General features: G+C 68.5%; 15 protein-coding genes. 8 read left to right on the top strand and 7 right to left on the bottom strand.

Going from position 1 to position 26,597, the window contains the following annotated elements; translation table 11 throughout:
- The 6 genes from VD972_RS04945 to VD972_RS04920 all read left to right on the top strand — a co-directional run.
- A partial coding sequence (locus VD972_RS04945) for a hypothetical protein (protein ID WP_324981520.1) occupies positions 1-1,329 on the top strand: 1,329 nt, incomplete at its 5' end.
- Between the two features lie 191 nt (positions 1,330-1,520).
- Positions 1,521-3,218: a hypothetical protein gene (locus VD972_RS04940; RefSeq protein WP_324981517.1), complete on the top strand. Its 1,698-nt coding sequence runs from the start codon at positions 1,521-1,523 to the stop codon at positions 3,216-3,218.
- Between the two features lie 188 nt (positions 3,219-3,406).
- Positions 3,407-6,448, top strand: coding sequence for a protein kinase domain-containing protein (locus VD972_RS04935; protein ID WP_324981514.1), 3,042 nt, complete (start codon positions 3,407-3,409; stop codon positions 6,446-6,448).
- A 17-nt stretch (positions 6,449-6,465) separates the two neighbouring features.
- On the top strand, positions 6,466-7,473 hold the full coding sequence (locus VD972_RS04930; protein ID WP_324981511.1) for a hypothetical protein: 1,008 nt from the start codon (positions 6,466-6,468) through the stop codon (positions 7,471-7,473).
- A gap of 8 nt (positions 7,474-7,481) precedes the next feature.
- On the top strand, positions 7,482-10,283 hold the full coding sequence (locus VD972_RS04925) for a DUF4215 domain-containing protein (protein WP_324981508.1): 2,802 nt from the start codon (positions 7,482-7,484) through the stop codon (positions 10,281-10,283).
- A gap of 139 nt (positions 10,284-10,422) precedes the next feature.
- The gene (locus VD972_RS04920) at positions 10,423-11,802 is read left to right on the top strand and encodes a spondin domain-containing protein (protein WP_324981504.1); all 1,380 of its coding nucleotides are present in this window, start codon (positions 10,423-10,425) and stop codon (positions 11,800-11,802) included.
- 92 nt (positions 11,803-11,894) lie between these two features.
- On the opposite strand, the gene VD972_RS04915 is transcribed toward VD972_RS04920, so the two are convergent.
- Complete coding sequence (locus tag VD972_RS04915; RefSeq protein WP_324981501.1) at positions 11,895-13,385, bottom strand: serine/threonine-protein kinase; 1,491 nt, start codon at positions 13,383-13,385, stop codon at positions 11,895-11,897.
- Positions 13,386-13,723: 338 nt separating this feature from the next.
- On the opposite strand from VD972_RS04915, the gene VD972_RS04910 reads away from it, so the two are divergent.
- A complete protein-coding gene (locus VD972_RS04910; RefSeq protein ID WP_324981498.1) occupies positions 13,724-18,469 on the top strand; it encodes a metallophosphoesterase in 4,746 nt (1,581 codons plus the stop codon).
- A gap of 84 nt (positions 18,470-18,553) precedes the next feature.
- Here the strand turns inward: VD972_RS04910 and VD972_RS04905 are convergent, their stop codons facing one another.
- From VD972_RS04905 to VD972_RS04880, 6 genes are all read right to left on the bottom strand, one after another.
- Positions 18,554-19,093, bottom strand: a complete 540-nt coding sequence (locus VD972_RS04905) for a hypothetical protein (protein ID WP_324981495.1) — start codon at positions 19,091-19,093, stop codon at positions 18,554-18,556.
- A gap of 72 nt (positions 19,094-19,165) precedes the next feature.
- A complete protein-coding gene (locus VD972_RS04900) occupies positions 19,166-20,527 on the bottom strand; it encodes a hypothetical protein (protein ID WP_324981493.1) in 1,362 nt (453 codons plus the stop codon).
- Positions 20,524-21,933: a DUF1501 domain-containing protein gene (locus VD972_RS04895; protein WP_324981490.1), complete on the bottom strand. Its 1,410-nt coding sequence runs from the start codon at positions 21,931-21,933 to the stop codon at positions 20,524-20,526. Before VD972_RS04895 ends, VD972_RS04900 begins: the two co-directional genes overlap by 4 nt.
- A gap of 18 nt (positions 21,934-21,951) precedes the next feature.
- Positions 21,952-23,751: a hypothetical protein gene (locus VD972_RS04890; protein ID WP_324981487.1), complete on the bottom strand. Its 1,800-nt coding sequence runs from the start codon at positions 23,749-23,751 to the stop codon at positions 21,952-21,954.
- A gap of 51 nt (positions 23,752-23,802) precedes the next feature.
- Positions 23,803-24,507, bottom strand: a complete 705-nt coding sequence (locus tag VD972_RS04885; RefSeq protein ID WP_324981484.1) for a hypothetical protein — start codon at positions 24,505-24,507, stop codon at positions 23,803-23,805.
- Positions 24,508-24,723: 216 nt separating this feature from the next.
- Positions 24,724-25,284 (bottom strand): hypothetical protein, encoded by a 561-nt coding sequence (locus tag VD972_RS04880; protein WP_324981481.1) that lies wholly within the window; start codon positions 25,282-25,284, stop codon positions 24,724-24,726.
- Positions 25,285-25,502: 218 nt separating this feature from the next.
- Between VD972_RS04880 and VD972_RS04875 the strand changes: the two genes are divergently transcribed.
- A partial coding sequence (locus VD972_RS04875; RefSeq protein WP_414653986.1) for an RCC1 domain-containing protein occupies positions 25,503-26,597 on the top strand: 1,095 nt, incomplete at its 3' end.

Raw genomic sequence — 26,597 nt, 5'->3', positions numbered from 1 at the left:
ACCGGCACCCTCCAGCTTCGCCTCGAAGAAGGGGAGACTCTCTCCGTCACCGCCAACGGCCCCTACACCTTCCAGACGCGGCTGCCCAAGGGCGGCACCTACTCCGTGAGCATCGCGGCCCAGCCCCGCGGCTACCGCTGCACCCTCACCCAGGGCAGTGGGACGGTGGCCGTCAATGTCACCGGCATCGCCGTCCAGTGCACACCCTGGTTCAGCCTCACCCCCTTCCAGACCGCCACCGTCGTCATCGGCCAGAGCACCTTCACCGGCCGGAGCACGAACCAGGGAGAGACTCCGGGCCCCACCACCCTGGATGCCCCCTGGGGTAACCCCGTGCTCGCGGGCGGCAAGCTCTACGTCTCGGATCTCGGCTCCAACCGCGTCCTCGGCTTCGAGAGCCTGCCCTCGCAGAATGGCGCGAGCGCCAGCTTCGCCCTCGGCCAGCCCGACCTGACAGGCAGCACCTCCAACACCGGGCGGGGTGGCCTCGCCAGCCCAGAGGGCCTCTCCAGCGATGGCACCCAGCTGGCCGTGGCGGACAAGTCCAACAACCGCGTCCTGCTCTACACCTCGCTCCCCAGCACCACCGGAGCCCAGCCCACCCTCGTCCTCGGCCAGCCGGACTTCGACGCCACCACCACCGGGTGCGCCGCGAGCTCGCTCCGAGTCCCCGAGGCCGTGTTCCTCAGCCAGGGCAAGCTGGTCGTCGCGGACACCTTCAACCACCGCGTCCTCATCTGGAACGCGATCCCCTCCTCGAATGGCGCCCCGGCCCACCTGGTCCTCGGGCAGACATCCTTCACCTCCTGCGTCCGCAACGACGCCAATGGTGACGGCACCGCGGACAGCACACCCTCCGCCTCCACGCTCTTCTTCCCCGCCGGCGTCTGGACGGATGGGACGCGCCTCCTGGTCGCCGACACCGACAACCACCGCGTCCTCATCTGGAACGAGTTCCCCACGACGAACGGTCAGCCCGCGGACGTCGTCCTCGGGCAGCCCGACTTCACCACCCGCGCTGAGGCCACTACCGCAGTGGGCATGTTCTCGCCCTACAACGTCAACTCCACCGGCCAGCAGCTCTTCGTCTCCGAGTATGGGAACTCCCGCATCACGGTGTGGAACCAGCTCCCCACCGCGAACGGCCAGGCCGCGGAGCTCGTCCTCGGGCAGCCGGACTTCACCTCCCGAAACCGCGGCGATCCCTCCTCGGGGACGATCCCCAGCGCCCGAAGCCTCTACCAGCCAAGCGGTGTGCTCCTCGCCCCACCTGCCCTGGTGGTGACGGACTACGGCAACAACCGCCTCCTCGTCTTCGAGAGCCCGTGAGTCCGGGCGCTGCTTCGCTAACCTGTGCCCCTCACGGGGCTGACCCGCTCGGTGCAACCGCTCCCGCTCACGAACAGGCCGTCTGCTTTCCCGTCCCAGCCATACGTGGCATGGTCGCCCCGCTCGCCTCGATGCCGGGCGTGAGGCACCATGGGAAGCGCGGGCAGCGTACACGGCCAGGGGATCTCGGCATGCGCATTGGATGGCTCGGACTCGTAGCAGTGGCAGTACTCGCAGCCTCGTGTGGGGAGGACTCACCACTCCCCCCGGATCCGCCGAAGTTCCGTGTGGGAGGCACCATCACCGGCCTGGCCGGCAGCCTCACGCTCCAGCTCAACGGGGCAGAAAACCTCACCCGAGGCGACAACGGTGCCTTCACCTTCCAGACGGAGCTCGCGGACCAGAGCCCGTTCACGGTGGCCGTCACCGCCTCGCCCGCGGACCAGGACTGTAGCCTCCAGGGCGCCACAGGCCAGGTGAGTGGCGCGGACGTGGGCTCGATCCAGGTCACCTGCGCACAGCGGACCTACTCGCTCGGGGGCACGGTGACGGGACTCACCGGCACCCTCCAGCTTCGCCTCGAAGAAGGGGAGACTCTCTCCGTCACCGCCAACGGCCCCTACACCTTCCAGACGCGGCTGCCCAAGGGCGGCACCTACTCCGTGAGCATCGCGACCCAGCCCCGTGGCCACCAATGCACCCTCACCCTGGGCAGTGGGACGGTGACTGGCAACGTCACCGGCATCACCGCACAATGTACGCCTTGGTTCAGCTTCGCCGCCTTCCCGGCCGCCACCGTCGTCCTGGGCCAGAGCGACTTCACCTCCAGCGCTCGCAACCAGGGAGAGTTCACCCCAAGCGCCACCACCCTGGACGGCCCCGGGGGCAACCCCGTGTTCCAGGGCGGCAAGCTCTACATCCCGGATCTCGGCTCCAACCGCATCCTCGGCTTCGACGGCCTGCCCTCGCAGAACGGGGCGAGCGCCAGCTTCGTCCTCGGCCAGCCTGACCTGACGAGTGCCACCGCCACCACCGAGCGGGGCGGGTTCTCCGGCCCGGATGGCCTCTTCAGCGATGGAACCCGCATGGCGGCCGCGGACCAGTCCAACCACCGCATCCTGCTCTACAACGCGCTCCCCACCGGCACCACCTCCCTGCCGGATCTCATCGTCGGGCAGGAGGGCTTCGACACGGCCATCAGCCAGTGCAGCGCGAGCGGGCTCAACGCCCCTCGGGCTGTGTCCTTCACTCAGGGCAAGCTGGTGGTAGCGGATACCTTCAACCACCGCGTCCTCATCTGGAGCACCCTGCCCACCACGAACGGAGCCCCGGCCAATCTGGTCCTCGGTCAGACCTCCTTCACCTCGTGTGCCGGCAACGACGCCAACGGAGATGGCACCGTGGACAGCGCGCCCACCGCCTCCACCCTCTTCTTCCCCGCGGGCGTCTGGACCGACGGCACCCGCCTCCTGGTGTCCGACAGCTCCAACAACCGCGTCCTCCTCTGGAACCAGTTCCCCACCTCGAATGGCCAGCCTGCGGACGTCGTCCTCGGGCAGTCGGACTTCACCTCCCGCACCGCGGCCATCTCGCAAGCGCGCTTGAGCTCGCCCTCCGGCGTCACCTCCACCGGCCAGCAGCTCTTCGTGGCCGACATCGAGAACTCCCGCGTCCTGGTGTGGAACGAGCTGCCCACGGCCAACGGCCAGGCCGCGAACCTCGTGCTCGGGCAGCCGGACTTCACCTCTCGCAACCGCGGCGATCCCACCCCCGGGACGCGCCCGAGCGCCCGCAGCCTCTACCAGCCAAGTGGGGTGCTCCTCACCGCGCCTTTCCTGGTGGTGACGGACTCCGGCAACAACCGAGTGCTCGTCTTCGAGAGCCAGTGAGTCTGGGCGCAGGCAGGGCGAGCGACCTGCCCCGTTTTTTAGTCTGGCCGACTACTTGTGGATTTGACCAGTGCTGAACGAAAATGGCTGGCCTGTAGGTCAAAGTGGCGCCGGCCTCTCCTCAGGCTTGGAGGTGTGGCCGGGCTTTGGCCTGGCGTGTCACTGCCGCCGAAGGGAAGTCACTAGCGATGAACAAGAGTGAAGCCGGAGCCAGGAGCGGGTTTCCCCAGGCCGGTGCGGGCTCGGCCCGAAACGCGCCCAACAGCGTGGATGAGCACACCCAGGCGGCCGACATGGACGCCCTCTTCGCGCCGGACACCGCCAACCCCTCGCAGCGGCTTCAGGCCGAGCACTCCCGCCCATCGACGGGGGATGGCCACCCCTCGAACCCGACGAACGAGGACACCCAGCACTCGGGGCCGGGCAGCCTGCCCGCCATCGGCACCCGCGTCCAACACTACGAGCTGATCCGCCAGCTGGGCAGCGGCGGCATGGGCACCGTCTACCTCGCGCGCGACACCCGGCTGGGCCGCCGCGTGGCCATCAAGTTCCTCCACTCGGCCAACCCTGAAGTCACCAAGCGCTTCATCCTCGAGGCCCGCACCACCGCGCGCTGCAGCCACGAGAACATCGTCATCATCTACGAGGTGGGCGAGTTCCGCGGCAACCCGTTCATGGTGCTGGAGTACCTGCAGGGCCAGCCGCTCAACAAGCTCATCGTCGGCCAGCGCCTGCCGCCCGCGCGCGCCGTGGAGATCATGGTGCCAGTGGTGCGCGCCCTGGCGGCCGCCCATGCCCAGGGCATCGTCCACAGAGATCTCAAGCCGGACAACATCATCGTCACCGAGTCCGGCACCATCAAGGTGCTGGACTTCGGCATCGCCAAGGTGCTGCAGGATCCCGAGCACCCGCCCGAGGTCGAGCACGAGGTGCCCGCGCACGTGGCCGCCGCTGCCGCCGCCCTCCCCCCTGCGGTGGCTGGCCTGAATCTGAGCGAGGACATCTCCAACCTCACCCGGCGCGGCGCCATCATGGGCACGCTGCCGTACATGTCCCCGGAGCAGTGGCGCGGCGGCAACAAGGTGGACCACCGGACCGACGTCTGGGCCGCGGGCATCATGCTGTTCCGGATGATCGCCGGGAAGCATCCGCTGGATCCGCTGCGGGGTCCCCAGCTCTCGGTCACCGCGCACCTCGCGGAGCCCATGCCGCGCCTGCGCGACATGTCCTCGGACGTCGATCCCGCGCTGGCGGACGTCATCGATCGCTGCCTCATCAAGCCCAAGGATCAGCGCACCCCGGACGCGGCCACGCTGCTGCGCGCCCTGGAGCCCTTCCTCCCGGGCCGCTACACCCGCGAGCTGCGCATGGACGAGAGCCCGTACGCGGGCCTCTCCTCCTTCCAGGAAGCGGACGCGGATCGCTTCTTCGGGCGCTCGCGAGAGATCGCCGCCCTGGTGAACCGCATCGGCGTCCAGCCGCTGGTGGCGGTGGTGGGCACCTCGGGCGCCGGCAAGTCCTCGTTCGTGCGCGCCGGCCTGGTGCCGGTGCTCAAGCGCTCGGGCGAGGCCTGGGAGGCGCTCGTCATCCGCCCCGGCCGCAGCCCGCTGGCCGCGCTGGCCAGCATCGTCGCGCCCATGGTGGGCTCCTCCACCACCATCAATGAGGACGTCCAGGCGCAGCAGCAGTTGGTGGAGCGCCTGCGCAACGAGCCCGGCTACATCGGCTCGGTGCTGCGCAGCCGCGCCCGCCGCGAGCGCCGGAAGATCCTCGTCTTCATCGATCAGTTCGAGGAGCTCTACACGCTGGTGCCGGACGCCAGCGAGCGCAGGGCCTTCACCGCGTGCCTGTCCGGCATCGCCGACGACGCGACCTCGCCCATCCGCGTGGTGCTCTCCATCCGCTCGGACTTCCTGGACCGGGTGCCGGAGGACGAGCGCTTCATGTCCGAGCTGAGCCAGGGCCTCTTCTTCCTCAACGCGCCCGGCCGCGAGGGCCTGCGGGACGCGCTGGTGCAGCCCGCGGAGATGGCCGGCTACCGCTTCGAGGCGCCGGACATGGTGGAGAGCATGCTCCAGCACCTGGAGTCCACCCAGGGCGCGCTCCCGCTGCTCCAGTTCGCCGCCACGCAGCTCTGGGAGCACCGCGACACCGCGCGCCGGCTGCTCACCGCGGAGAGCTACGAGGCCATGGGCGGCATCGCTGGCGCGCTGGCCAGCCACGCCGACAGCATCCTCGCCGAGCTGCCCTTCCAGGCGCGGGCGTTGGCACGCTCCCTCTTCCTGCGCCTGGTGACTCCGGAGCGCACGCGCGCCATCGTCTCCCTGGAGGAGCTGCGCGAGCTGACGAAGGACGCCACGGAGATCCAGCTGCTCACGGATCACCTCGTCCAGGCGCGCCTGCTGGTGGTGCAGACGGGCGGTGGCGCCACCGGGGCCACGGTGGAGATCGTCCACGAGTCGCTCATCCACAGCTGGCCCACGCTGAAGCGCTGGCTGGACGAGGGCCAGGAGGACTCCGGCTTCCTGGAGCAGCTGCGCAATGCGGCCCGGCAGTGGCAGGCCAAGGGCCGGGACAGCGGCCTGCTGTGGCGCGGCGAGGTGGTGGAGGAGGCGCAGCGCTTCCAGCGGCGCTACCACGGCGAGCTGCCCCAGGTGCAGCGCGACTTCCTGGATGCCGTCTTCGCGCAGTCCGCCAAGGCGACGCGCTTCAAGCGGGCGGCGGTGGTGGGCTCCACGGTGCTCATGGTGCTGCTGGTGGCCGCCTCCGCGGTGGCCCTCGTGGTCATCCGCAAGGCGCAGCAGGAGGCCGAGCGGCAGGCGGTGGCGGCCAAGGTGGCCGAGGGCCAGGCGCGCGAGTCCGAGGCGACGGCGCTCAAGGCCGAGGCGGAGGCCAAGCAGCGTCTGGCCGAGGTGCAGGCCAAGGAGCTGGAGCGGCAGCGGGCGCAGGAGGAGGCCGAGGCCGCCAACGCCCAGGTCGCCGTGGCCAACAACGAGCTGCAGGAGAAGAACTCCGAGCTGCTGGACGCGCTGAAGAAGGCGAAGTGGGCGCAGTGGCGCGCCAAGCATGCCAAGAAGAACGCCGAGGAGAACGCGACGGCGGCGCTCAAGGCCAAGCAGGACGCCATCCGCGCCGCGGAGCAATTGCAGAACCTGCTGCGCCGCGAGCAGGAGCGCGTCCAGCGCCTGCAGACGCAGCTCGGCAGCCCCGTGATCGACGACCTGAAGTGAGGGCCCTTGTGACGAAGGTGAAGAGCAGATTCACAGTTCCCCTGGCCGCGGCGCTGGCGCTCCTGGTGCTGGGCGCGCTGCCCGCGTCCGCGCAGCAGGCCAGTCCCGCCGAGGAGCGCCCCTGGGCGCGAGGCATCCCCGCGGACAAGCAGAAGAAGGCGCTCGAGCTGTTCCGCGCCGGCAACACCCTTCTGAAGGAGTCCGTCTTCGTGAAGGCCGTGGAGAAGTACCGCGAGGCGCTCGCCCTGTGGGACCACCCGGCCATCCACTACAACCTGGCGCTGGCGCTGCTGAACCTGGACCAGCCGCTCGAGGTCCACGAGCACCTGGTGGCGGCCATGAAGTACGGTGTGGCGCCGCTGGACACCGAGAAGCTCGAGCACGCCCGCACCTACAAGGCGCTGGTGGAGAAGCAGCTGGCCCGGGTGGAGCTCACCTGCGAGGAGGCGGGCGCCACGGTGTCTCTGGATGGCCAGGTCGTCTTCGTCGCCCCCGGGCGCTACGAGGGGCTGGTGCGCCCCGGCGCGCACACCTTCGTCGCCGCCAAGGAGGGCCATGCCCCCACCAACCTGAGCCGCAACCTGCCCGCCGGTGAGAAGACGACCCTGGCCCTCCGGCTGTACACCGCCGAGGATCTCACCCGCTACCAGCGGCGCTGGTCCGCCTGGAAGCCCTGGGCGCTGGTGGGTGCGGGGGCCGCCGTGGCGCTGGCTGGAGGCGCCATCCACATGCAGGCCCGTGGGAGCTACGACGACTTCGACACCCGGATCGCCGAGTGTGGCGGCTGTGTCCCAACTCCGGACGTCACCGACATGCGCGTCCAGGGTGACAACCAGCAGCGGCTGGCGCTCGGCGCCTATGCCTTGGGTGGGGCCGCTGCCATCACCGGCGCGGTGCTCGCATATATCAACCGGCCGCAGGCCTACCGCATCAGCCCGGATCAAGCCGAGAGCCCAGAGGGGGTGAGCGTCGCTCCCCTCGTCGGTGGCGCTGAGCGCGGCATCCTGGCGACCTTCCGCTTCTGAGGTGCCCGATGAGACGAGCTACCCTTGTTCCTGTTCGCCTTGCCCCCCTGGGCCTGCTCGCGCTGGCGCTCCTGAGCCTGCCCCTGAGCGCGTGCTTCGAGCCCGCGAGCAGGGTGTGCCCCTCCGGCCTGGTCTGCCCCGAAGGACAGACGTGCGCCGCCAACCAGGCGGTCTGTCTCAAGACGCCCTGCGGCAACGGCCTCGTCGACGCGGAGGAGGCCTGTGACGACGGCAACATCCTCGACGGGGACGGCTGTAGCAAGGACTGCTCCTCGGACGAGCGCTGCGGGAACAGGAAGGTGGACCTCGACGTGGGTGAGGTCTGCGACGACGGGAACACGGCCGACAGGGACGGCTGCAGCGCCAACTGCCAGTCCACCGAGCTGTGCGGCAACGGCACCGTCGACACCGCGGTGGGCGAGGTGTGCGACGACAGGAACATCCAGTCCGGCGACGGCTGCAGCGCCAACTGCCGCTCCAATGAGACGTGCGGCAACAACACCATCGACGATGTGAAGGGCGAGATCTGCGACGACGGGAACACCGTGAGCGGCGACGGCTGCAGCTCGGACTGCATGTCGGGCGAGGGCTGCGGCAACGGCACGCGCGATCCCGAGGAGGAGTGCGACGACGGCAACTCCAATGACGGAGACAACTGCGTCTCCGTGGGCAACCAGTGCCTGCTGGCGCGGTGCGGGGACGGGTTCAAGGACACGCAGGAGCCCCGCGTGGAGGAGTGCGACTACGGAGATACCTCGCAGCCGTGCGATCTGGACTGCACGCTGCCCGTCTGTGGTGACAGCATCGTCAACGCCAGCGCGGGGGAGGAGTGTGAGGTCCCCAGCGTCGGCGCCAGCACCGTCACCTGCAACAGCGACTGCAGCCTCTCCGACTGCGGAGACGGCAAGCGCAACACCGTCGCTGGCGAGGCCTGTGATGACGGCAACAGCACCGACACGGATGACTGCCTCACCGCGTGCCGGCTCAACCGCTGCGGGGATGGCTTCACCGATGCGCAGGGCCCGGTGGTCGAGGCCTGTGATGACGGCAACACCACCTCGGAGAGCGCGTGCGCCTACGGCACCCGGAACTGCACCCAGTGCAACTCGGACTGCTCGGCGGTGCTGCCCCTCGTCGGCGCGTACTGCGGGGACGGCACCTCCGACGGCCCGGAGACATGCGATGACGGCAACAACACCACGGAGACAGCCTGTGACTACGGCGTGAGGACCTGCACCCGCTGCACCGCCGACTGCCTGACCCCGCTCAACCTCAACGGCCCGTACTGCGGTGACAACACGCAGAACGGCGACGAGACCTGTGACGACGGCAACAACACCACGGAGACCTCCTGCGCCTACGGCAGCCGCAACTGCACCCTGTGCGACGCGGCCTGCTCGGCCGAGCTGCCCCTCACCGGCGCCTACTGCGGAGATGGCTCGCAGAACGGCCCGGAGACCTGCGACGACGGCAACAACACCACGGAGACCTCTTGCGAGTACGGCACCCGCACCTGCAGCCGGTGTGACGCCTCGTGCTCTACCTCGCTCAACCTCACGGGCGCCTACTGCGGTGACAACACGCAGAACGGCGACGAGGTGTGCGACGACGGCAACAACACCACGGAGACCTCCTGTGGCTACGGCACACGGACCTGCACCCGGTGCGACGCCACCTGCGGGAGCGAGTTTCCCCTCACCGGCGAATACTGCGGAGATGGCTCGCAGAACGGCCCCGAGGCCTGTGACGACGGCAACAACACCACCGAGAGCAGCTGCCCCTACGGCACCCCCACCTGCAGCCGGTGCGACGCCTCGTGCTTCACCCCGCTGAACCTCACCGGTGCCTACTGCGGAGACGGCATCCAGAACGGGGCCGAGGCCTGCGACGATGGCAACAACACCACGGAGACCTCCTGCGGCTACGGCAGCGCCGCCTGTACCCTGTGCAGCGCCGACTGCTCGGCCCCTCTGCCCCTCACCGGCGCCTACTGTGGAGATGGCACTCGGAACGGCACCGAGGTCTGCGACGACGGCAACAACACCACCGAGAACTCCTGCCCCTACGGCACTCCCAACTGCACCCGGTGTGACGCCTCGTGCTCCACCTCGCTCAACCTCACCGGCGCCTACTGCGGCGATGGCACGCAGAACGGCGCCGAGGCCTGCGACGACGGCAACGCCCTCACCGAGACCTCCTGCCCCTACAACACGCCCACCTGTGCCCGGTGTGACGCGACTTGCGAGACCCCGCTCAGCCTCACCGGCCCCTACTGCGGTGACCGCACCCTGAACGGCACCGAGACGTGTGATGACGGCAACAACAACGCCTGCGGCGCCTGCAACGCCACGTGCACCCAGAACCGGCTCGCCCCCGCCACCGGGCGAATCACCATCGTCAACTACAACCAGATCGGGGCCAACACGTTCGCGCTCTCGGACGGCATCAATCCCGCGGTGATCTTCGAGTACGACACGAACGGGAGCGTCACGGGCGCTAACAGGCCCGTGGACGTCTCGTCGGCGAACTCCAACAACAGCTATGCAGTGGCGACCGCCGCCGCCATCAACGGCGCGGGCGCGGAGCTGCGCATCACCGCGGTGGTCTCGGGCGCCATCGTGGACCTGACCAATGATCTGTCCGGCTCTCGAGGCAACCAGAACATCTTAACCAATGCCACCAACACCAGGTTCACCGTCAGCGGCATGTCGGGCGGTGGCGGCATGGACTGCGCGGCGGGCACGGGCTGCACGCAGAACGCGGACTGCACCTCCAACACCTGCTCGTCCACGACCAACACCTGCCAGTAGCCCCTTCGGGTTCCCGGCGGTGACGCCCCCTCCCCTTTTATTCGTAAGGGGCGCGTAACCGCCGCCGGGCTCCTGCGTAGAGGAGGGCGAGTGGCCGCCATGCCGGTGGCCCTCCCTCTCTCCCTACAGGAGCCATGTCATGATCAAGCTTCACGCTGGACGTGTGTCCACTCTCCTCGCCTCCGCCCTCCTTGCCACCGCCTGCGGCGGTGAGGACGACTCTCAGCTGCCCGTGGAGCCCACCACCTTCAAGGTGCGGCTCGAGAACGTGGCTCCCTTCACGCAGCTGAAGTCGGGCGTCTTCAACACCCGCGTGGGCGGCACCACGCCGGGCCCGCTGGCGCCGGGCGAGGCCTACGAGTTCTCCTTCACCGCAGGCAAGGGCCAGAAGCTCTCGTTCGCCACCATGCTCGGCCAGTCCAATGACTGGATCTTCGCGCCCGGCGCGGGCGGAATCGAGCTGTACGAGAACGGCACCCCGATCTCCAAAGACGTCACCCTCAGCGTGTCCCTGTGGGACGTGGGCACCGAGCTGGACGAGGAGCCGGGCGTCGGCGCTCACACGGGCCCGAAGCAGTCCTCCTCGACGGACGGGCCGGGCGCCGCGGACACGAACGTCAACGTGCGCCGGGTCACCTCGCCCACCACCCTGGGCAATGGCAGCACGTTCAACGTGCCGGCCGTGGCCTCGATGATCCGCGTCACTGTCAGCTCCAACGCGGCCACGCGCCAGTTCACGGTCCGCCTCGAGAACGTCGCCAGCGACACCTCCACCCTGCAGACGACCGAGGGCGCCAAGCCCGTGCGCGTCTCGCCGGGAGTGTGGACGCTCACCGCGGGTGGCGAGCCCCTCTTCTCCGAGGGCCAGAAGGATCGCGGCCTGGGGCTCGAGGCGATCGCCGAGATGGGGCAGGTGACCGGGCTCGCGGCCGCGCTCGCCAACACCACGGGCACGGGCACCCCTGTGTCTCCCGGCGTCTTCCTGGTCACTGCGTCCGGGCACACGCTGTTCACGGTTGGCGCGGCGGACAGCGGCCAGGGCCTGGAGCGGGTCGCCGAGGAGGGCAACATCACCCCGCTGGTCGAGGCGATGAAGGGCCACGTCATGGCGCAGGACATGCTGGGCACCTTCAACACGCCCGAGGGTGCCGCCAGCCCTGGCGCGGCCCGTCCCGGCTCGGCTTACACCTTCGAGGTGAGCGCGCGGCCTGGTGACCGCCTCTCCTTCGTGACGATGTATGGCATGTCCAATGACTGGTTCTTCGGCACCACCTCGGAGGGGATCGCCCTGTTCGACGCGATGGAGCAGCCGGTGACGGGGGACGTCAGCTCGATGCTGCGCCTCTATGACGCGGGCACCGAGCTGTCCGAGGAGCTGGGCATCGGCGCCAACACCGGCCCGCAGCAGTCGGCGCCGAACTCCGGCATGGCGGACACGGACAACAAGGTCCGCGAGGTCGCCTCGTCCGTCTACAGCACGCCGGTCACGAGCCACCTCAAGCTGACCATCAGCCGCTAATCGCAGCACCTTCACGTTGAGCGTGGGAGGTCACCTCGGGTGGCCTCCCACATTCATTTCAGGAGCCTGGAGGAGTGAGCGCCGAGGAACGCTCACGGCGGCTGCGTCGTCGGCTGGCGCCGAGGAGGGTAGGAGGGCAGGTAACAGGCTCCATCCCAGTCGTACGCATCCTCCCTGCACGGCAACTTCGCGCGCGCCAGCTCGTACCAGCACCCTCCACGGATCGTCACTTCGCCATTCCGATTGCACGGGGGCGTGCGCTGGCCGGGAAAAGGTTTCTCGGGCATCGGCAAGCCAACCCCAGGCCTCGCGTTGTCGGTGTGCATGGGGGCGAGCATCGATGCGGGGATGGCGCGGTCGCCCACCGCCACGATGTCACTGGTGCGGGAAACCATGGCCGAGGCGTTCTGGGGGTCCATGAGCCCTGGGTGCAGCCAAGCCACGGCGAGCCCTGCGAGCAGCAGCCCCAGGACGGCCACCGCCATCTCCGATCCCCACACCCGTACGAGAACTCGGGGTGGAGCCAGCTCACTGGCAGCCTCTGCTCCCGCCCGCTCCTTTGCCTCGCGCAGCGCGAGCTGCTCCCTCACGGAGGCATCCCACTCCTCGAGCCGCTGCACACCCTCTCGAGAACGCCACCGGGTTCCGTCCTCGAGTCCCCAGGAGAACAGCGGCGTGTCCGCCTCGGTTCGCGCCCGCTCCGCCTGCTCCAGCGCCTCGACGGCTCCTCGAACCTTGCCCTTGAAGCGCACCTCAGGCGCAACGGCCAGCAGTCTCAGGAGGATCGAGTCCAGCGCCGGGCTCACCTGAGGGCTGAGCTCGCGCGGGGGACGAGGCCCCACCCCTCCCTCGCGCCACACCTCTGCCCCTGGCTCGTCGGGATCGGTGGACGGAGGGTACTCGTCCGTCACCAGCCGGTAGGCCATCACTCCCATGGCGAACAGGTCATCACACGCGCTGGCCGGGTAGACGATGGTGGGGTGGCGGCGCAACGCGTGGAGAAAGGCCCACGCCTCGGGGCTGCGGTAGGCGGGAGTGCTGGGGGGCAGCAGCTTCGAGGTGAGCGTGGCCGCGCCTCGGTAGTGCCCCGCTCCGAAGTCGGTAAGGAAGGCTCGGCTATCCGTGAGCCGTACCAGGACATTGCCGCCCTTCACGTCGCGGTGCACGCCACCGGCCGCATGTGTGGCCTCCAGGGCCCGAGCCACCTGGGCCAGGACCCTGAGCACCTGGCGCTCGGTGGGGTTGCGCTGGCCGGCCCACTCGTACAGCGACTCGCCGTCGATCCACTCCATCACGAGATAGGGAAAGGGGCCGCTGGGGTGCTCCCACACACCCTGCGCATAAAACCGGGGCACGTAGGGGCTCTGGATGCGAGAGAGCAGCCAGCCCTCTCGAGCGAAGCGCTCATCCCGGGGGTAGACGGCCAGCTTGAGCGCGAACGAGCCTTCCTCTTCACGGCCAACGCGCTCGACCCGGTAGAGGGAGCCATAGGAGCCCCGGCTCCGAAAGCCCTTCACGCGCCACGGCCCCACGAGCATTCCCAGAGGCAGGCAGAGCGGATCCACTTCCAGCAAGGGTCGCATCGTCCCCAAGAGCATCCTCCGACGAGAGGGCAGTCACCTCCGCCCGCTCGCCCTATCCTACCTCACAGGTTCTCTATGCGCCTCCCTCCTTCACTGCTCAGCCATGTCCCACCACTCGAGCCAACTCCCAGGCTCCCGACTTCCCCCAACCTGTCTACCTGTCATACAGGTTCGCGCCATCCGCCGCCGGGACGCGACTTCCCCCAACCTGTCTACCTTGGAGCTGGTTGGGTGGAAGGAGTTCACGCCCGGGGTCCGCCGATGCATGCTGGGGCCTGGCGTTCTTTCCTGGGGTCAACGTGGCGCGGCTTGGCTGGCTTCATTTTTCGGACCTTCTGGTGGGACCTCGGGGCTACCGGCTGCTCCAGCCTGAATACCGCGATGCCTTCGAGCAAGACCTCCGGAGGCTGCACGCGCTCTCGGGGCCCTGGGACCTGGTGCTCATCTCGGGCAACCTCACGCAGACGGGGAGCCCTCGCGAGTTCGACCTGCTGAGCTCCACGCTGGACTCGCTCTGGAGTTACCTGAAGAGCCTGGGCTCGGACCCCACCCTGCTCGTGGTACCGGGCCCTAGGGATTTCGGGACGCTCAAGCTCGCGGTGGGCACGAATCCAAGGCTCCGGTCACGGGCCAGCGCTGTGAGGAAGGCGTTCCTGAGCGACGGCACCGGCGGTCTCAAGCAGGGTGTGACGGACGCACTCACGCCCTTCTCCGAGTGGTTCGATGCCCGGCGGCATCCTCGGTCCCGCAGGCTCCAAAGCTTCCTCAGGGGCCTGCTCCCTGGGGACTTCGCCGCCACGGTCAGCGCGGATAAGCTGAAGGTGGGTGTGATCGGCCTCAACTCGCTCTTCCGAAACGTCCCCGCGGACATGCAGGGAAGTGCGCATGAGGCCGACCTGGAGCAACTCGAGGCAGCCACGGGGCAGAGAGCTCGGCATTGGGGACGAGAGCATGACTTCCTGCTGCTGCTGACGCATCACCCGGCGGCAGAGCTCCGACCCAAGCCCATGGAGCAGCTCCTCGATACGGTGGTGCCGACGACCGGCTTTGCTCTCCACCTGTGTAGCGCTTCGAGTGGCCCTCTGGTCAGACCTCTCCAGGTGGCAAAGCGGACCCTCCACTTTCCCGTGCGCTCTCTCTTCGGTGTGGGCGGCGATGGGGAGATTGCCTCGGGTCCTTGGGGCTACTCAGCGGGAGACGTGGAGCTCGAAGACTCCCGCCAGGAAGGACGGATCCGGCTCTTTCCTCGGCGTGCGTTCGTCTCGGATGATTCGGTCCGGTTGGCACCGGATGATTCACGGCCGCTGGATGAAGACGAGGCGTTCGCGATCCCGCTGGGCGCTCTCCTCGAGAAACCAGCAGGAGGTGACGAGCCCCTCGTCCCCATCGACCAGGCCTTCCTCTTCTCTGCCAGTACGGATATTCGAGTCGCCAAGAGCACGCCCAAGCAGCAGCAAGGTGTCCCCGCTGAAGTCAACCTCCAATGGATATTGCGCACCGGTCGTGATGCGGTCCGCGCGCTGGCCTGGAGCCCCACAGGAGACGCGCTCGCGGCGGGCTTGTCGAGTGGGCGCATTGTGTACTGGAGACCGGGAGAGGAGTCTCCCCGATGGACGCTCCAGGCCCATGGGTCGGGAGTCTTGGACCTCTGCTTCTCGCCTGGCGCTCAGGAGCTGGCTTCCGTCTCTCGCGATCAGATGGGCCTCTGGTCCACCCAGAAGGGTGAGCTGATCCGTTGGGATGGGCTGGCTGAAAAACAGGGGGGCGCTCTGACATGGGCCCCCAGCGACACTCTCACAGTAGGGGGCGTGAACGGGGTCATCCAGTTCATGGACTCCCCCACCCAAGAGTCGGGTGCCCACCAGCTCAAAACCCCCCTGAGCAGATTCTCTCGCCTGTCGTGGTCGCCGGATGGGCGCACTCTTGCGTTCTGTGGAGGAGAGGACCTCAGCCTGCTGCTCTGGGCAGGCAGGGCCGAGAATGATGGCACTGGCGATGTACGAAAGCTTCCTCTCGGCCAGAGACGGAGCATCCTCGACCTCGCCTGGATGCCGGGCTCTCCTGTTCTTGCCGCAGCTTGCCGGGACTGGACCGTGCGCGTCTGGGACACCCAGCAGTCCAGGGTGGTGGCGGTACTACAAGCCCACACGGATGTGGTCCTCGGCGTCTCGTTCTCCTTCGATGGGCGGCTGCTCGCCTCCAAGTCGCTGGATGGGACGGTCCGGCTCTTTCGCACGGATACCTGGGAGGAGGTCGCGCGTCTCGAAGAGCCGGTCTCACCCATGCTGCTCCAGAGAGGGGTGGCCTTCTCTCCCAAGAGCCATGTGCTGGCCACGATCGGGGGCGGGGGCCGCGCGGTGCGGCTCTGGGACATCGACGTCGAGGCGATGCTCAGCCACCGGACGAAATCCACCACGGTTCATGCCGTCAGCGCCAAGGTGGTGCTGGTGGGCGAAGGCCGTGCGGGCAAGAGCTGCCTGGCCCTGCGCATGGCCCAGGATCAGTACGAGGAGTTGGGCTCCACCCATGGGATGAGGTTCTGGACATTGCCCGCGGAGATCCCCGGCCCCGAGAGCGGCGCGGCGGAGGGAATGCAACGCGAGCTCATCCTCTGGGACATGGGCGGGCAGGAAGAGTACCGGCTCGTGCACCAGCTCTTCCTGCGGGACTCGACCGCGGCCCTGATGGTGATGGAGCCAGGGCGGGGCAGAGCCGCCCTCGAGGAGCTGGAGGGCTGGAACCAGCACCTGGAGAACCAGACCCGCGAGCGGACGGTCCGCAAGCTCCTGGTTGGCACCAAGGTGGACGACGACCACGCACCGGTGGACTCACAGGCCCTCCAGCACTTCGTGAAGCAGCACCAGCTCGAGGACTATGTGCTGACCAGCGCCCGAACGGGCCGGGGAATCCCCGAGCTGAAGGCCGCCCTGTCCCGGGCAATCCACTGGGAGGGAATCGAGAAGATCAGCCGTCCCGAGTTCTTCCAGCGCCTCCGGGAGCACATCCAGCGGCTGCGTGAGGCCCGGCGGGTGGTGCTCACGTTTACCGAGCTGGAGAACGAGCTGCGCCAGGATGCCGGGGCGGCGTTCGACCCGGAGGCGCTCCGAGCCGTGGTAGCCCAGCTCGCCCGGCAAGGGCTGGTGGCCGACACCCGGATGGCGGACGGCACGCGGGCGCTGATTCTCGAGGTCGAGCAGGTGGAGCGCTATGCGAGCTCCCTCATCCTCGCCGCGCGGGACAACCCGCACGGGGTGCCTGCCATCGACATGGCGAAGATGCAGTCTCCCACGGCGCACTTGCCGCGCATCAAGCCGGAGGAGCGGCTGCGGCGTGACCAGGAGCTCATCGTGCTCGACTGCGTCATCCAGCTTCTGCTCGAGCACGGGCTGTGTCTGCGGCACGAGGGGCTGCTCATCTTCCCGTCGCTCTTCCGGCCCACCCAGGCCGAGACGGGGACGGACTTCCCGCACTCCGTCTCGCTCCTGTACGACTTCTCCGGAGCCATCGACAACGTCTATGCCTCGCTGGTCACCTCGCTGGCCGTCAGCCAGCGCTTCGGCTCGCTGCGGCTGTGGGACAACCGCGCCGAGTTTGGCCGGGCCGACGAGAGCACCTCGGGCGTGCGACGGGTCCAACAGCCCGGTCAGGGAGCGCGGGGGCAGGCGCGGCTGGACGTCTATTTCGCGGCCAACACACCCCAGGCCACACGCGACCTCTTCGTGAGCTTCATCGAGGAGCACCTGCGTGAGCAGGGCGTGGACCTGGTGGAGAAGCTGGACATCACGTGTGTGTGCGGGCGGGTCTTCCCAGAAGACATCGTCCAGGCTCGCATCGATGCGAAGAAGACAGACGTCGCCTGCTCGGTCTGCGAGCACCGGACCCCGCTCACCCTGGGTGCGCAGCAGTCGCAGGCGCGCAACCCGGAGCTCGCCGGGCAGCTCCGAGCGCTGCGCACCCACATCCGAGAGCAACGCTCCCAGAGCATCACGGAGACAAAGGTGAGCATGACGGAGGCGCAGCGGGTGATCCGGAAGCAGGACACCCCCATCCGCATCCTCCATCTGAGCGACCTGCACGTGGGCGCGGGGGACGACCCCATGTCCCTGCTCCAGCCGCTGATCGCCGACCTGCGCGACAAGCAAGAAGGTCTCGGCGTGGAGCGCCTGGACTACCTGGTCATCTCCGGAGACATCACCAACAGGGCATCACCGCAGGAGTTCGAGCGGGCGCGCGAGCTGGTGTCCAAGCTCAACGAGGAGTTCGGAGTGACCTCCGAGCGGTGCATCATCGTCCCGGGCAATCACGACCTGGACTGGGAGGCCCCGGTCTACACCTTCAAGTTGAGGCGGCAGGTCGGCGCGAACGAGCTGAAAAAGGACCAGTACTACGAACAGGGGAACATGGTCCTCATCCGCGACAATGCCAGGTACCAGGAGCGCTTCCGAAACTTCTCCCAGCACTTCTATCACCCGCTGCTCCAGAAGGAGTACCCGCTGTCCGCTGAGCAGCAGTGCATGCCCATGCTCTTCAGCGAGACACGCCTGCAGTTTCTGGCCATGAACTCGGCCTGGGAGATCGATGAGCATTTCCAGGAGCGCTCCAGCATCAACGATGGAGCCCTGGTTCGTGGGCTCCAGGCCGCGAAGCAGCAGGTCGAGAGCGCGATCAAGACCGGAGCACTCACCCCGGAGAGCAAGCTCCTGCGCATCGCCGTCTGGCACCACCCCATCACGGGCAACGAGAAGATCCGGGATGAGGCCTTCATGGCGCAGCTGGCCAAGGCCGATGTACGAGCCTGCTTGCACGGCCACGTCCACGAGGACCGAGCGGACCTCATCAACCCCCTTCACCCGACGCGGAAGATCCACATCGTGGGGGCTGGCAGCTTTGGTGCTCCCATGAACCACAGGCCGGAGTCCACACCGCGCCTGTTCAACCTGCTGGAGGTGGAACGGGACCTCAGCTTGATGCGCGTCCGAACGCGGTGCATGCGAAAGCAGGGTGGGGCCTGGGAGGCCTGGGCGGTCCGGCCGGGAGCCACGCGAGATGAACGAAGCTCGTTCTACGAGCTGTCACTGCCCTGACCCGGACGCGGCCTTCTCCAACCTGTCTACCTGTCATACAGGTTCGCGCCATACGCCACCGGGGCGCGGCCTCCCAGAACCTGTCTACTTGTCTGACAGCTTCGCGCCAGGCGCCGCCGGCAGGGCGGCTGGGCCCGCGGCCACCGGTGCCTGCCCCGCGTCGGGCCGGGCCCCGCTGGCCTCTGGTGAGGAGTCCTCAGCGATCAGGAAGTCCAAGGAACGCCCCACTCCCCTGAAGTCCTGCTCCAGCTCCCGAATGCGCTGGGCCGCCTCGATCGCTCGCGTCAGCACGTCCTGGCCTTCGGAGGCGTGCTCGCCCGTGGACTCCGGGAGCTCGGACGGGAGGGTCTTCTTGAGAATTTCCAGGTAGCCAGTCGAGCCCGCAACCAGGTTCCTGAGAAGAAACGCCAGCTCCAGCACTCGCCCGCTCAAGAACTGGGTCTGTTGGCGCAGTCCCTTCTCCACCAAGGACCGCTCTTCCAGCTTGGCGCTCAGCTCCCGCAGCTCCCCGGCCACCTGCCGCAGGCTCTGCTGGGGGGCGTCGGAGCTCAAGCACACCCCTGGCCCCACCTCCTCGGCGAGCTGATCCAAGGTGGAGGCCGACTGATCGAGCCGCTTCCTCATGCTCCGCGGCTCCGAGTCTCCCCCCGAACCGTCCCTCTGACTGGCCTGCTCTGGCATGAGCGCTCCTGGGCTTTACCCGTCCTCGAGTGCACCCGCGAGGATCCACGTCTGGATGCTGTCGAGCTGGTCCGCGGGCAGCGCGCGGCTGCCGCTGTTGAGCGGATCCACTGGCATGCGGCGGCCTGAGATGCTGCCATCTCCCGCGAGCTTGAGCCACAGGTAGCTCTTCTCCGGCCGGCCCGCGTCGATGAACTTGAGCGTGCTGTTCTGCGTGGAGAGGCCTCGCAGCCGCCCCCAAGCCCCTTCAGACAGCAGATCCAGTCCCGCCTGTGGGCTGGCGCCACCGTGGCAGCCACCACAGCTGGACTTGAGGATGGGCCACACGCGCTCGCGCCACGTCACCCCTGCCCCCACCAGGCTCAAGGCCTGCGGGTTGGCGATGTAGGAGCACCCCGCGTAGTTGATGGGCGAGGAGAGGTTCCACGAGGCAGCGTTCGGATCCAGTCCCTCGAGCCAGCACATGAGCGCGAGCATGTCCGTCACGGACGGCGGCTGGTTGGCCAGCGGCATGCGCGTGCCAGGAACCGGCTCACCCTGCATGTGTCCCCGCAGGCGCCCCACCAGGTAGCTCTCCTCCGGCTTGCCCGGGTTGAGCAGCGGCACGCCTTGGTTCTCACGCGCTCCGAAGAGATCGTTGCGGTTCCAGTCGCCCTGGATGATGCCCACCGCCTGCAGTTCCTCCACGTCCTCGGCCTGGTAGTCGTGCACCTCGCCGTAGAGGTGGCGCCCGTCGTCCAGCACCCACCAGCGCGTGTTGTAGTTGGCGAAGGAGAGCTTCTCCCCGGTGCCGAAGTTGCGCAGGAAGGTGCCCGTCCCCCAGTGCGCCCGGCCCTGCGCCAGCGGCACCGGCTCCCTCATGTGCAGGTGCAGCCCCGGGGCGTCCGAGGGTGGCACCTCGTCGTCCTCGTACTCCACGAAGGCGCCGACAATCACCTCGTACCAGCCAAGCTCGATCGCCGGAAAGGACTTCTCGCCGAAGTTGAAGCTGTCCCCCACCCGCTCGCACCGGTCATACACGGAGGCGAAGGAGCCAGGCTGCAGGTTGCACGGCGCGTTGATGGCGGCCGCGAAGGTGCCCGTGGTGTGCAGGTCCGGGTACTCCTTCTGGTTGTGGCACACCCCGTTGGTCGGGCCGCACGTGCGCAGGATGACCTTGCGCTGCAGATCCACGCCGGTGGGCAGCTTCATCTGCGCCTCCAGCACGATGGGATCCGCGCCCGTGTACGGCGTCACTGCGCCGGGCGAGCCCAGCTCGGGGCGCGTCGGCTCGAAGGGGATGGTGCCCTCGGGCTCCTTGTACGAGGGAGCACCGCCGCACCCCAGCAGGAGCGCGGTGAGCACGGAGGCCATGGAGGCAATCGTCGAGCGCATCATAAGAAGAGATCCTCGATCGGGTTGTCCGCCGGGAAGACGGTGCTGTGGTCCGCGCCGAGCAAGTCCATCATCGTCTTGAGCACGGCGCGGTAGGAGTACACCTGGCCCATGGCCTTCAGGTCCGAGGCGCGCGTCTGGCCCAGGCTCCTGCCGCCCTTGCCCGCCCTGTCGATGACGCCGCCCATCATCGGCATGGACATCCAGCGCGTGGCCAGGTCGCTGGAGTGATCGCTGCCGCCGGCCGAGTTGAACTTGTTGCCGTTGGCCGTGCGGCCGAACTCGCTGCCGAGCACCACCAGCGTCTTGTCCCAGTAGGTGCCACCCTTGGGGTGCGCCATGAGCTTGAGGGCCGTGCGCAGGCCGCTGAGCAGCCGGTTGGCGCCGTCCAGCTCCTCCCGGAGCCCATCGTCCTCGTTGGAGTGGAAGTCGTAGAAGCCCTGGTTGAGGAAGACGGCGGGGCAGCCGAAGTGGAACAGGCGCAGGGCCAGGATCGCCGAGCGGCCGGCGCCCTGCTCTCCGAACATCGTCACCAGGTCCCGGTTGCTGATGCCGTCCACCTTCTCATCGGAGAAGGCGTCCACCCGGAGGATCGGGTCTCGGAAGATGCGGCCGTAGGCGCGCGTGGCCTCGCGCGTCTGCTGGTAGGCCTCCACGCTGGGGCGCACGCCCGTGTGGACCTTGTCGCGGAACCGCTTGTCCAGGTTGTTGGCGATGCCCACCGCCCACGCCGGCAGGTTCGAGTCCGGATCAAACCCGAACCGCTCGAAGCCGCCGCCGTCCAGCACGGGCGGCCGGTAGCCGGAGTAGATGCCGCCGCCCAGGGCCATGCCCGCCTCGCCCAGGCTGAAGGCCGGCAGCACCGTGCGGCCCTCGGCGCCCTCCTGGGCCACCTTCTCGCGCAGCCCGTAGTTCAGGTACGTGAGGAAGCTGGTGGTGCCGCCCACGTAGCCGGTGAGGAAGCGCTCCAGTCCCGTGCCGTGGTTGCCGTCCGCTCGCGCGGAGAAGGGCTCGTGGTCCACGCACGGCAGCACGGCGATCTCATTGGTGAAGGCCGTCACCGGCTGCATGCCCAGATCCACCCGGGCGGCGTTCTCTGCCCCCTCCAGCCAGCTGGCCATCTCCAGGAGGGAGCTCGGGCCCCACTCGGTGCCGGGGGCCTTCGCCGAGGCCCGACCAAAGGGGTTGAAGTCGTCCGACACCTCCCCGTTGAAGGCGGTGGTGAAGCGGAAGCCGCCGGAGAGGCGGATGTAGATGAGGTGCTCCACTTCGCCGCGCCCGGCCGTCTGGGCGTAGGCCTTGTTGGGCAGCCACAGCGTCGGGAAGGCGGCGGCGGTGGTGGCCGCCCCCAGGCCCTTGAGCAACCCGCGGCGGCCGAGCGTAACTTTCTTCTTCGTGTCGTCGGACATGAGCAGTGGCTCCGTGGCTCAGTAGAAGAGACGCTCTGCGCTGGAGAGCAGCGCGAAGCACAGCGGCCGGGCGAACTGCTCCGCGCCGCACGAGTCCTGGGCGCACTGCGCGCCCGCATCCCGCGCCTCGGTGAGCTCCTCGTCGGTGGGCGCCCGTCCCAGCAGCGTGCGGTACTGGTGCGTGGCGATCTCCGCGGCCAGGTCCCCGTTCACCGGGGCGCCAGCCTCCACGCCCCCCGGCAGCAGCCGCTCCAGGGGAGCGCCATTCACCTGGTCATCCAAGGTGGGGTTGCACAGGTCTCCCACGAAGGCCAGCTGCGTGCCGGTGGTGAGGATGCTCACCACGCGGAAGCGCCCGCCGACGATGTTCTCCGGGCAGCCGCCCAGGGTGCGCGCCAGGTTGGCGTAGCTCTCGTCAATCCGGCCCTCCTTGTCGATGTCCCACTTCGAGGACTGGAGCACCCGGTACGAGGCGAGGCTGCCGTTGCGCAGCAGGTTCTCCGGCTGGGCAATGCGGTGGTCGCACGAGGTGGTGGTGTAGCCGCTGTTGAGCGCCATGGAGTCGATCCACACCTCCGCGTCCATCTGCTTGAGCGGCCCGTACGTCCACCGGTACGAGGTGGGCGTGGTGCCATAGGCGGACTGGAGGTAGGCGGCCGAGGTGAGCACCGCGTAGTGCACGGAGCGGATGTCGCCGCGGTGATCCAGCAGCCAGCGCACCAGCTCGGCGCGCACCTCCGGCGCCTTCGGGGACAGCTCGTAGCCCAGGTAGCGCTCCAGCACCTCATCCACCGCGCGCTCCCAGAAGGGAATCTCCTGGGAGAGCACGCGGCCGGGCGTCTGGAGCTGCGCCCACTCGTCCGGGCCGAGCAGGCCGTTCCACATGGTCAGCTCGCGAATCTGCTGGTCAATGGCGGCGCGCACATCCGGAAGGAAGACGAGCTCGTGGTAGCCCCACACCACGCTGGTGCACTCGCCCTTCTTCACCGGATCCACCTCCTTGTTGTCCTCCGTCAGGCAGCGGTAGCGGATGAAGGCGTCCGGCATGCGCCCCAGCAGCGGGTGCTCGTAGTAGCCCGAGTGCCACAGCGAGTAGATGCGGGCCATGTCCGCGCGCTCGAACTCGAAGGGCGGCCGGCCCAGGAAGAGCTGGAAGAGCGCATCCACCTTGTCGCCCGCATCCGCGTGGCGGCGGGTGAGCACCGGGTGCGCGCTCACCACCGCTGCGAACTGATCGTACGGAACCTTGCCCTGGTAGAGCTTCTCCACCAGCCGATCCATGTCGTAGATGGCCTGGAGGTTCACCACCTCGTTGCTGTAGAGGAACTTGTCGGCGGCGCGGCGCTGGTTGATGAAGATGAACTCCGGCGTCTCCATCAGCCGCCGCACCGTGTCGCCCCAGCCGCCGGAACAGGTGGCCTCGGCCTCCTCCGCGCCAGGCACGCGGCCAATCATGTCCACGAAGAGCCGGCGACACGCCTCGGCCGGGTTGAGGGGCCGGTGGCTCAGGCCCACGCCCCACAGGCTGCGGCACAGCCCGCGGTTGACGGGGTTCTCCAAGTTTGCCGCGTCGCAGTACGCCACGCACGCCCCATCACAGTCCGGCGGGCGGGTGTCGTCCGGCAGCGTCTCCACCTGGCGGGGCGCCGGCAGCGCATCGTCTCCGCCTGCGAACTCGCCAGAGGAGACCGGCTCTCCGTTGCCCACGAGGCCGCCCGGGCCTACGGCGAGCTTCTCAGGATCAAAGGCCGGCTCGCCCCAACAGGCGGAGCCGAGGACGGCCAGGGTGGTCAGGACCAGGGTGAGGGAACGCTTCATCCGTGGCTCCCATGCGTGGTGGGGGGTGGAGCCCTCGACGAGAGGGCGAACTCAGAGGGAGAACTCGATGCCCAGGGTGAGGCCCAGGCGCAGACCGAAGGTGTTCCAGGACTTGTCGAAGTCGAGCCCCTTGATGTCCTGGCTCGTGGCGAACAGGAAGAGCCGCTCGAGCTGGCCGGAGAAGTCCCCGCGGAGCAGGAGGTGCTCGCCCATCCTCCTGCGCGCGCCCACGGAGATGCCCGCCAGCCAGCCCAGGCGCGGCACATGCCACGCGCTCACACCCTGGTCCCGGAGCCGGCTGATCTCCGCGCTGAACTCCTTGCCGGGCACCAGCAACGCCAGTCCGCCTCGGGCGCCGAACACCGCCTCCATCTTGTCCGCGACGGGCAGGCCGTACTCGCCGCTCACGAACCCCTCGGTGAGCATGCCGAAGCCGAAGTTCGGGTTGCCTTCTCCGCCCGAGCCGTAGTTGCCAAAGAAGCGCACCCCGGCACCCATGCGCGCCCGCTCCGGAGAGACGGGCGCGGGGATGCTCAGGCTCAGCGTGGCCGACAGGAAGCCGTTGCTGCGGTAGTCGAAGGACTCATCCTGCCTCGCGGTATTGATCGTCTGGTGGCCCGACAGCCGCGAGCTCTCCGTGAACAGATCCAACCCCAGGCCGATCCGCGTGTCCGCTCGAGCGGGCAGCGCGAAGACCAGGGGAGCGAGGGCAAGAAACGCCTTCCAAGAGACGAGGAGCGGGGGGAGAGAGCGCATGCGAGGCACGAGGAAATCAGTCCGGCCTGAGACTAGATCATAACGCCCACCCCTCGGTGCCTGCTTGCCTGCTCATGCGCGGCCCAATGCGCGCAGGACGGAAAAGTTCCACCACGCCGCAGCCACGGCTCAGGTAGGAGCGGGGCTGTTGGCGGATGGGGTGCGGGCCTCGTCTACAGCCGAGACACGCGCGCGGCGTGCCGGCGGCAGAGCTCCTCAGAAGTAGCCGCCGATCAGGGCGCTCACGTGGAGGGTGGCCGCGGTGTCATCCCCGATCTGGGTGATGAGCCCGGGGCCGCCACCAATGAAGAAGTGGGGCGCCACGTGGACGAGGAAGGGCGCGGAGAGGGCAACCTCCAGGTAGGTGTCATTCCCGAAGCCGAAGATCCCATCCGAGTGCACCAGGGAGAGCCCGAGCTTCGGCCACACGGACACCATCTCGTTCATGGGGATGTTGTAGCCAGCGCGGACGCCCAGCCCGACAGCCAGCGAGTCATCGCCGTTGCGGATGGTCGTCCCCAGGAGGACGGAGCCTCCCAGCGAGAGGTTCTCCTTGAGGAAGTAGTCCGCCGCGGGCCGCAGCAGGATGAAGAACTGATCTCCGGGGCCGCTGACGCTGGTGTAGCCGATCTGCCCCTGGAGATCCGAGGAGACGACGAACTGCCCGGTGACGCCGAAGTTTCCCGTCGACGTGCCCACCACCGAGTCCTGCGCTCGCGCCTCCGCCGAGACGACGAGCACCAGTCCCACCATCGGGGCCAGGACCTGCCACTTCATGTTGCGCTTCTTCACAGGCGCTCCCTCCGTTCATGTGTCCGGGGTCTCCCGGAACCCGGGGGCTTTGTAGCGGAGCAGCCCGCCAGTGCGAGGGTTTTCGCAGGCCCTCTTCACTTGGGGTCAAGGCGCGGACACGCGCAGTTCCACAAACAATGATTGCCTGCAAAACGTGGAAACCGTGTTAATAAGCGCCCGAGCCTTTCACCGGCGAGGTTTCCATGCGGAGAGAGAGTGCTGTCGCGGCGAGGGGCGTACTGGCGGCCCTGCTGGGCGTCATCCTGGCGGCCGGCGCCGGCCCTGCGGAGGGCAGCCCCGAGCGCGTCTCAGGGCAGGCCTCCCAGACGCTGGTGGCAACGACGGTGCAGCCGCTGACGGCCGCGGGCTACCGGCACTCCTTATATGTGGCCCCGACCGGGTACGTGTGGTCCTGGGGCGACAACAGCTCCGGCCAGCTCGGCGATGGGACGCTGTTCAGCCGCGCGGACCCGCTCCCCGTGGCCATGGTTCCGGACGTGGTGACGGTGGCCGCTGGGTACCGCCACACCCTGGCCGTCCGCGCGGACGGCACCGTCTGGGCCTGGGGCGACAACCGCTACGGCCAGCTCGGCGACGGCACCACGGCCCGCCGCACGGTGCCGGTGCCGGTGCCGTGGCTCTCGAATGTGATCGCCGTGGCGGCTGGCGACTACCACTCGCTGGCGCTGAGCTCGGACGGCACCCTCTGGGCCTGGGGCCACAACGGCGCGGGCCAACTCGGAGACGGGACGAACACCCACCGCCCCTTCCCCATCCAGGTGCTGGCCTGGGACGTGGTGAACATCGCGGCCGGGCGCTACCACTCCCTGGCGGTGACGAGCGACGGTTACGCAAGGTCCTGGGGCGAGAACGTCCACGGCCAGCTGGGGGACGGCTCCACGCTCAACCGCAACACGCCGGGCTGGGTCTGGTGGCTCCCGCCGGTGAAGATGATGGCTGCCGGGCATCGCCACAGTCTGGCGCTGGCCGAGGACGGCACCGTCTGGGGCTGGGGCGACAACACCCAGGGCCAGCTCGGCAACGGGTGGTCCGTGCGCTCGACCTACCCGGAGCAGGTGTACGGCCTCGGTGTGGCGAGCTTCGTGGCCGCGGGCGGCGCCCACTCACTGGCGGTGACCGATGACGGCGAGGTCTTCGGCTGGGGTGACAACCGCTTTGGCCAGCTCGGTGACTGGCCGAGTGAAGGCTTCTTCTACCCCGTGCATATCGCGGGCGCCTCGGGCACCGTGGCTGTGGCTGCTGGCTACTCCCACTCGCTTTCCGAGCTCCCCGATGGT

This window comes from Hyalangium sp. (assembly GCF_035629615.1).
Lineage (GTDB): Bacteria > Myxococcota > Myxococcia > Myxococcales > Myxococcaceae > Hyalangium.
This window is presented reverse-complemented; position numbering and strand designations above follow the sequence as displayed.

Excerpts from the sequence above, each read along its gene's own strand:
- VD972_RS04925 (WP_324981508.1), top strand. The coding sequence starts at position 7,482 with ATGAGACGAGCTACCCTTGTTCCTGTTCGCCTTGCCCCCCTGGGCCTG.
- VD972_RS04885 (WP_324981484.1), bottom strand. The coding sequence starts at position 24,507 with ATGCGCTCTCTCCCCCCGCTCCTCGTCTCTTGGAAGGCGTTTCTTGCC.
- VD972_RS04905 (WP_324981495.1), bottom strand. The coding sequence starts at position 19,093 with ATGAGGAAGCGGCTCGATCAGTCGGCCTCCACCTTGGATCAGCTCGCC.
- VD972_RS04940 (WP_324981517.1), top strand. The coding sequence starts at position 1,521 with ATGCGCATTGGATGGCTCGGACTCGTAGCAGTGGCAGTACTCGCAGCC.
- VD972_RS04920 (WP_324981504.1), top strand. The coding sequence starts at position 10,423 with ATGATCAAGCTTCACGCTGGACGTGTGTCCACTCTCCTCGCCTCCGCC.
- VD972_RS04915 (WP_324981501.1), bottom strand. The coding sequence starts at position 13,385 with ATGCGACCCTTGCTGGAAGTGGATCCGCTCTGCCTGCCTCTGGGAATG.
- VD972_RS04935 (WP_324981514.1), top strand. The coding sequence starts at position 3,407 with ATGAACAAGAGTGAAGCCGGAGCCAGGAGCGGGTTTCCCCAGGCCGGT.
- VD972_RS04890 (WP_324981487.1), bottom strand. The coding sequence starts at position 23,751 with ATGAAGCGTTCCCTCACCCTGGTCCTGACCACCCTGGCCGTCCTCGGC.
- VD972_RS04895 (WP_324981490.1), bottom strand. The coding sequence starts at position 21,933 with ATGTCCGACGACACGAAGAAGAAAGTTACGCTCGGCCGCCGCGGGTTG.
- VD972_RS04900 (WP_324981493.1), bottom strand. The coding sequence starts at position 20,527 with ATGATGCGCTCGACGATTGCCTCCATGGCCTCCGTGCTCACCGCGCTC.
- VD972_RS04880 (WP_324981481.1), bottom strand. The coding sequence starts at position 25,284 with ATGAAGTGGCAGGTCCTGGCCCCGATGGTGGGACTGGTGCTCGTCGTC.